We start from the raw sequence: 5,727 nt of genomic DNA on the forward strand, positions 1-5,727 counted from the left end.
CGGAGGTTCGAATCCTCCCGGATGCACCATTCTTTAATAAGAATGGCAAATCGCGAAATTTGATATCAGAATTACAGCAGTAATCCCGATGCATCCGTAGCTCAGCTGGATAGAGTACTCGGCTACGAACCGAGCGGTCGGAGGTTCGAATCCTCCCGGATGCACCATCTTCTTTCTGAATTAAGCGAGAAGAGCGCTGTGAAAGCAGCGGCCCGCAGTGCGAGGCATAATCGAGTCACTCTACCGATTAGGCCATCATACTCAGTGTGGCATGTGTTAGTTGTGACACTGACGCGTAGTAAAGCAAGTTTCCCGATGCATCCGTAGCTCAGCTGGATAGAGTACTCGGCTACGAACCGAGCGGTCGGAGGTTCGAATCCTCCCGGATGCACCATATTCTCCTTAGTAACAGCGACGATGTTGTTTTATGGTCTGCGAAATTATCGCCAGCACCAGGGAGGATAACGTTGCGTGAGCAACGGCCCGTAGGGCGAGGCGCAGCCGAGTAATCCTCCCGGATGCACCATATTCTCCTTAGTAACAGCAACATTGTTGTTATCTGGTTTGCGAAACCATCGTAAGTGCCAGGAGAGTAACCCCGCAGTAAAATAGCTTTCCCGATGCATCCGTAGCTCAGCTGGATAGAGTACTCGGCTACGAACCGAGCGGTCGGAGGTTCGAATCCTCCCGGATGCACCATATTCTCCTTAGTAACAGCGACGATGTTGTTTTATGGTCTGCGAAATCATCGCCAGCACCAGGGGGGATAATGTTGCGTAAGCAACGGCCCGAAGGGCGAGGCGTAGCCGAGTCATCCTCCCGGATGCACCATATTCTCCTCAGTAACAACGACGATGTTGTTGCGTAGGCTGCGAAATTATCGCAGCACCCGTTCTGAATGCATAATCTTCACTCTTCTCTCACCATCCCGATTACCTCGTTTTCCATCACTGGCTTCATCCTACTTTTTTATTGGCAAGACGCGCTTTCCACTATAATTTATCCTTGTATATCAGCGTTATCAGGCTGAGATAAATGCAAGGAGAGAAATCCATGAAATGGTTCAAAGCAATACCTGCTTTTTGCGCGACGCTGCTGGTAACGACGGCCCTCGCTGGCTGTGCGGGATCGGCTACAAAGGAGAGTACGGGCGGCTATATTGACGATACCGTGGTGACCACCAAGGTGAAAACGGCGCTCTTTAACGATAAAGACATTAAGTCCTCAGAAATTAGCGTCCAGACCTTTAAAGGCCGCGTCCAGCTGAGCGGATTTGTCTCCTCCGCGGAGAGCGCTAAACGAGCCATAGAAGTCACACGCCGAGTGCAGGGCGTGCGAATGGTCGAGAACGATCTGCGTATTAAATAAGGCTGGTTATCCGGCCTAATGTTTGGGGGCGCCTGAGGGCGCCTTTGTCGTCTGCGCCGCTGGCCGCGACAACGGCGGGCTTTTGCGTTACAGTAATCATTCCCAAACCGGTTGGTGAGAAGACAATGTACGAAGGTTACGCAGGACTGATCTTTGATATGGATGGCACCATTCTCGATACCGAGCCGACCCATCGGCAGGCATGGAACGAGGTATTGGGCCGCTACGGTATGCGTTTCGACGAACAGGCGATGGTCGCGCTCAATGGCTCACCAACCTGGCGAATCGCCCAGGCGATTATCGAACTCAACCAGGCCGATCTCGATCCACATCGCCTGGCGCAGGAAAAAACCCAGGCCGTCAAAGCGATGCTGCTGGACAGCGTACGCCCGTTGCCGCTGATTGAGGTGGTTAAGGCATGGCACGGCCGTCGCCCGATGTCGGTGGGAACCGGCAGCGAGAGCGCCGTCGCCGAAGCGCTGCTGGCGCACCTGGGGCTGCGTCATTACTTCTCCGCGGTGGTGGCGGCCGATCATGTGGTCAACCATAAACCCGCGCCCGATACCTTCCTGCTGTGCGCCGAGCGCATGGGCGTCGCGCCGGAAAAATGCGTCGTCTTCGAAGATGCCGACTTTGGTCTGCAGGCAGCGAAGCGCGCGGGAATGGACGCAGTTGACGTGCGTTTGCTGTGAGCGACGCGCTGTCACTCACCTCGCTGTTTGCCAGTAGCTTTTTAAGCGCCACGCTGCTCCCCGGCAATTCGGAGGTTGTGCTGGTGGCTATGCTACTTGCGGGGGTCAGTCATCCGTGGTGGTTAGTATTAATAGCAACAATCGGCAATAGCCTTGGAGGGGTAACTAACGTTATTCTGGGGCGCTTGTTTCCGCTGCGCAAAACCTCGCGCTGGCAGGAGCGGGCGGCCGGCTGGCTTAAGCGCTACGGCGCGGTCACGCTCTTACTGAGCTGGGCGCCGGTTGTCGGCGATTTACTGTGTTTGCTGGCGGGATGGATGCGCATTTCCTGGGGACCGGTACTCTTTTTCTTATGCCTTGGTAAGGCGCTGCGCTATATCGCTATTGCGGCAGCGACGCTTCAGGGCATGACGTGGTGGCACTAATTGGACTGACAGTTCATCCATTACAATTATGCTTATTCAAACGATTTCGACAGGCGGGAGGTCAAATTGATCCCGGACGTATCACAGGCGCTGGCCTGGCTGGAAAAACATCCGCAGGCTCTGCAGGGTATTCAACGTGGTCTGGAGCGGGAAACGCTGCGCGTGAACGCAGACGGCACCCTTGCAACGACCGGTCACCCTCCGGCGTTAGGCTCAGCGCTAACGCATAAATGGATTACCACCGATTTTGCCGAAGCTTTACTTGAGTTCATTACGCCAGTAGATGGCGATATTGAGCATATGCTGACCTTTATGCGCGATGTCCATCGCTATACCGCGCGTCAGCTTGGCGACGAGCGGATGTGGCCGCTGAGTATGCCATGCTATATCGCCCCCGGTCAGGATATTGAGCTGGCGCAGTACGGCACCTCTAACGTGGGGCGCCTGAAAACGCTATATCGCGAGGGGCTGAAGAACCGCTATGGCGCGCTGATGCAGACTATCTCCGGCGTGCACTATAACTTCTCCCTACCGATGGCCTTCTGGCAGGCAAAATGTGGTGTGGAGGATGCCGAGAGTGGTAAAGAGGCCATTTCGGCGGGCTATTTCCGCTCAATTCGTAACTACTATCGCTTTGGCTGGGTGATCCCCTATCTGTTTGGCGCCTCGCCGGCGATTTGCTCCTCATTCCTGCAAGGCAAACCGACAACGCTGCCCTTTGAGGAAACGGGCAACGGCATGTATTACCTGCCGTATGCCACCTCGCTGCGCCTCAGCGACCTTGGTTATACCAATAAGTCGCAAAGCAATCTCGGAATTACGTTTAACGATCTGCACGAGTATGTGGCAGGATTGAAGCGGGCGATTAAAACGCCGTCGGAAGAGTACGCCAAAATCGGGCTGCAGAAAGACGGCAAGTATCTGCAGATCAACAGCAACATTCTGCAGATTGAAAATGAACTTTATGCGCCGATCCGCCCGAAACGCGTCACCCGTCGGGGCGAAACCCCGTCCGATGCGCTGTTGCGCGGTGGTATTGAATATATCGAAGTGCGTTCGCTGGATATCAATCCGTTCTCGCCGATCGGCGTTGACGCCCAGCAGGTGCGTTTCCTCGACCTGTTTATGGTCTGGTGCGCGCTGGCCGACGCGCCGGAGATGAGCAGCGATGAGCTGCTGTGCACCCGCACCAACTGGAATCGGGTGATTCTGGAAGGGCGTAAGCCGGGCTTAACGCTGGGGATTGGCTGCGAAAGCGCGCAGTTCCCGCTGGCTCAGGTGGGCAAAGATCTGTTCCGCGATTTACGCCGCGTGGCGCAGACCCTGGACAGTATCCACGGTGGCCAGGCATATCAGCAGGTCTGCGACGAGCTGCTGGCCTGCTTTGACGATCCGGAATTAACCTTCTCAGCCCGCATTCTGCGTTCTATGATTGAAGAAGGCATTGGCGGTACCGGCCGTGCGCTTGCCGATCGTTACCGGACGCAGCTGCGCGAAGAGCCGCTGGAGATCCTGAGCGAAGACGATTTTATCGCCGAGCGCGACGCGTCGGTGGCGCGACAGAAGAAAGTGGAAGCTGAAGACAGCGAGCCGTTTGAGGCGCTGCTGGCGCGGCACGCGTAGCGCTGGAAAAGAAAAAGGCCACATCACTGTGGCCAAACTTTCATCTCTGATTCAGGGATGATGATGATAATAAATGCGCGTCTTTCATATACTGAGACTCGCGGCTGAACAAAGAGTTCATTTTATTTTAAAAAAATTCACTCCCGGAGGTGACGAATGCCGTTGTTAGATAGTTTCACAGTCGACCATACCCGAATGGAAGCCCCAGCGGTGCGTGTCGCGAAGAAAATGAACACGCCGCATGGCGATGAAATCACCGTTTTCGATCTGCGCTTCTGCGTACCGAACCAGGAAGTGATGCCGGAACGCGGTATCCACACCCTGGAGCATCTGTTCGCGGGCTTTATGCGCGATCATCTGAACGGGAATGGCGTGGAAATTATCGACATTTCGCCAATGGGCTGCCGCACCGGCTTCTATATGAGCCTGATTGGTACGCCGGACGAGCAGCGCGTCGCTGACGCCTGGAAAGCGGCGATGGCCGATGTGCTTAAGGTGAAAGATCAGAACCAGATCCCGGAGCTCAACGTCTACCAGTGCGGGACTTACACCATGCACTCGCTGGAAGAGGCCCAGGACATCGCTCGCCATATCATTGAGCGCGATGTGCGCATCAACAGCAACGACGAACTGGCGTTGCCGAAAGAAAAACTGCAGGAACTGCACATCTAGTGCTTCCGCCACGGCCCGACGCCTGTCGCCGGGCCGCTCTTCTGACGCCGCGATGACGACGACGCTTTCCTTCTCCTTTCAGCACCGCCCACTGGTGCCCTTTGCCCATGATTATGCCCACGGTGACCAGGAAGACTGGCATCAGCATGACTGCGCCCAGCTGCTGCATATACTAAGCGGCGTGGTGCGGGTCGCGACGCCGGTAGGCTACTGGGTGGTGCCGCCCGGGCGCGGCGTCTGGCTGCCGGCGGGAACGCCGCACGCGCTGCGCATGACCGGCAACGTGGCGGCGCGCACCCTGTTTATCGATCCGCTGGCGCGCGCCGATCTTCCGGCGGGCTGCCAGATCGTACAGATCACGCCGCTGCTGCGGGAACTGATCGTGTCATCCCTGGCGCTGGCGGAACGCTATGCCCCCGCCAGCCGCGACGAAAGAATTTATGAACTAATCCTCGATGAGATCCGCGGGATGGCGATCCTGCCGTTTGGCCTGCCGGAGCCGCAAAGCGAAACGCTGCGTCGGCTGTGCCAGCAGGTACGCGAGGCGCCGGGCGAGGCCTGGAGCAGCGGCCAGGCGGCGAAGGCGTGCAGCATGAGCGAGCGAACCCTAAACCGCCATTTTCAGCAGCAGACTAGCCTGACGTGGAGCGAGTGGGTGCGCCGGGCGAAGCTAATGGAAGCGTTGGTGCGCCTGGCGCAGGGCCACTCCGTGCTGCGGGTGGCGCTGGAGCTGGGCTACGGTAGCCACAGCGCCTTTAGCGCCATGTTTCGTCGGGTGATGGGCGTCGCCCCCAGCGACTATTTTCGTCCCCCGGCCTGATCGGCGGCGCTGAGCGCATTGCACAGCGCCTGCAGCGAGGCGCGCGCCACGTCATTATCGATACCCACGCCCCAGTAGCTTTCTCCTTGCGGAAAAACGCAGCGGATATAGGCCACCGACCGGCTGG

General features: G+C 57.1%; 7 protein-coding genes and 3 tRNA genes. 9 read left to right on the plus strand and 1 reads right to left on the minus strand.

Going from position 1 to position 5,727, the window contains the following annotated elements; all coding sequences use genetic code 11:
• The first annotated feature begins 90 nt into the window (after positions 1 to 90).
• From HMPREF9538_RS19305 to HMPREF9538_RS19265, 9 genes are all read left to right on the plus strand, one after another.
• Positions 91 to 167, plus strand: a tRNA-Arg gene (locus tag HMPREF9538_RS19305).
• Positions 168 to 317: 150 nt separating this feature from the next.
• Positions 318 to 394 (plus strand) — tRNA-Arg (locus HMPREF9538_RS19300).
• Positions 395 to 622: 228 nt separating this feature from the next.
• A tRNA-Arg gene (locus HMPREF9538_RS19295) sits at positions 623 to 699 on the plus strand.
• Positions 700 to 1,053: 354 nt separating this feature from the next.
• A complete protein-coding gene (locus HMPREF9538_RS19290) occupies positions 1,054 to 1,368 on the plus strand; it encodes a BON domain-containing protein (RefSeq protein ID WP_015958864.1) in 315 nt (104 codons plus the stop codon).
• Positions 1,369 to 1,493: 125 nt separating this feature from the next.
• Positions 1,494 to 2,060 carry a fructose-1-phosphate/6-phosphogluconate phosphatase gene (gene yqaB, locus HMPREF9538_RS19285; RefSeq protein WP_004174701.1) on the plus strand — a complete coding sequence of 189 codons (567 nt, stop codon included), beginning with the start codon at positions 1,494 to 1,496 and terminating at the stop codon, positions 2,058 to 2,060.
• Positions 2,057 to 2,485, plus strand: a complete 429-nt coding sequence (locus HMPREF9538_RS19280; protein ID WP_002914355.1) for a YqaA family protein — start codon at positions 2,057 to 2,059, stop codon at positions 2,483 to 2,485. The genes yqaB and HMPREF9538_RS19280 overlap by 4 nt, the downstream gene beginning before the upstream one ends.
• Before the next feature lie 66 nt (positions 2,486 to 2,551).
• Entirely contained in the window at positions 2,552 to 4,108 is a 1,557-nt protein-coding gene (gene gshA, locus HMPREF9538_RS19275; RefSeq protein ID WP_002914353.1) for a glutamate--cysteine ligase, read from the plus strand.
• A 156-nt stretch (positions 4,109 to 4,264) separates the two neighbouring features.
• Positions 4,265 to 4,780, plus strand: a complete 516-nt coding sequence (luxS, locus tag HMPREF9538_RS19270; RefSeq protein WP_002914351.1) for an S-ribosylhomocysteine lyase — start codon at positions 4,265 to 4,267, stop codon at positions 4,778 to 4,780.
• Between the two features lie 52 nt (positions 4,781 to 4,832).
• Positions 4,833 to 5,600 carry an AraC family transcriptional regulator gene (locus HMPREF9538_RS19265; protein ID WP_004149452.1) on the plus strand — a complete coding sequence of 256 codons (768 nt, stop codon included), beginning with the start codon at positions 4,833 to 4,835 and terminating at the stop codon, positions 5,598 to 5,600.
• Here the strand turns inward: HMPREF9538_RS19265 and HMPREF9538_RS29520 are convergent.
• Positions 5,579 to 5,727: alpha-isopropylmalate synthase regulatory domain-containing protein (locus HMPREF9538_RS29520; protein ID WP_148671934.1), on the minus strand; the 149-nt coding region annotated here is incomplete at its 5' end. The two genes, HMPREF9538_RS19265 and HMPREF9538_RS29520, sit on opposite strands and share 22 nt — an antisense overlap.

This window comes from Klebsiella sp. MS 92-3, assembly GCF_000195655.1.
Classification (GTDB): Bacteria; Pseudomonadota; Gammaproteobacteria; order Enterobacterales; family Enterobacteriaceae; genus Klebsiella; species Klebsiella pneumoniae.

What these genes read in the sequence shown, in the direction of transcription:
- HMPREF9538_RS19290 (WP_015958864.1), top strand. Translation starts at nt 1,054, where the DNA reads ATGAAATGGTTCAAAGCAATACCTGCTTTTTGCGCGACGCTGCTGGTA.
- yqaB (WP_004174701.1), top strand. Translation starts at nt 1,494, where the DNA reads ATGTACGAAGGTTACGCAGGACTGATCTTTGATATGGATGGCACCATT.
- luxS (WP_002914351.1), top strand. Translation starts at nt 4,265, where the DNA reads ATGCCGTTGTTAGATAGTTTCACAGTCGACCATACCCGAATGGAAGCC.
- HMPREF9538_RS19265 (WP_004149452.1), top strand. Translation starts at nt 4,833, where the DNA reads ATGACGACGACGCTTTCCTTCTCCTTTCAGCACCGCCCACTGGTGCCC.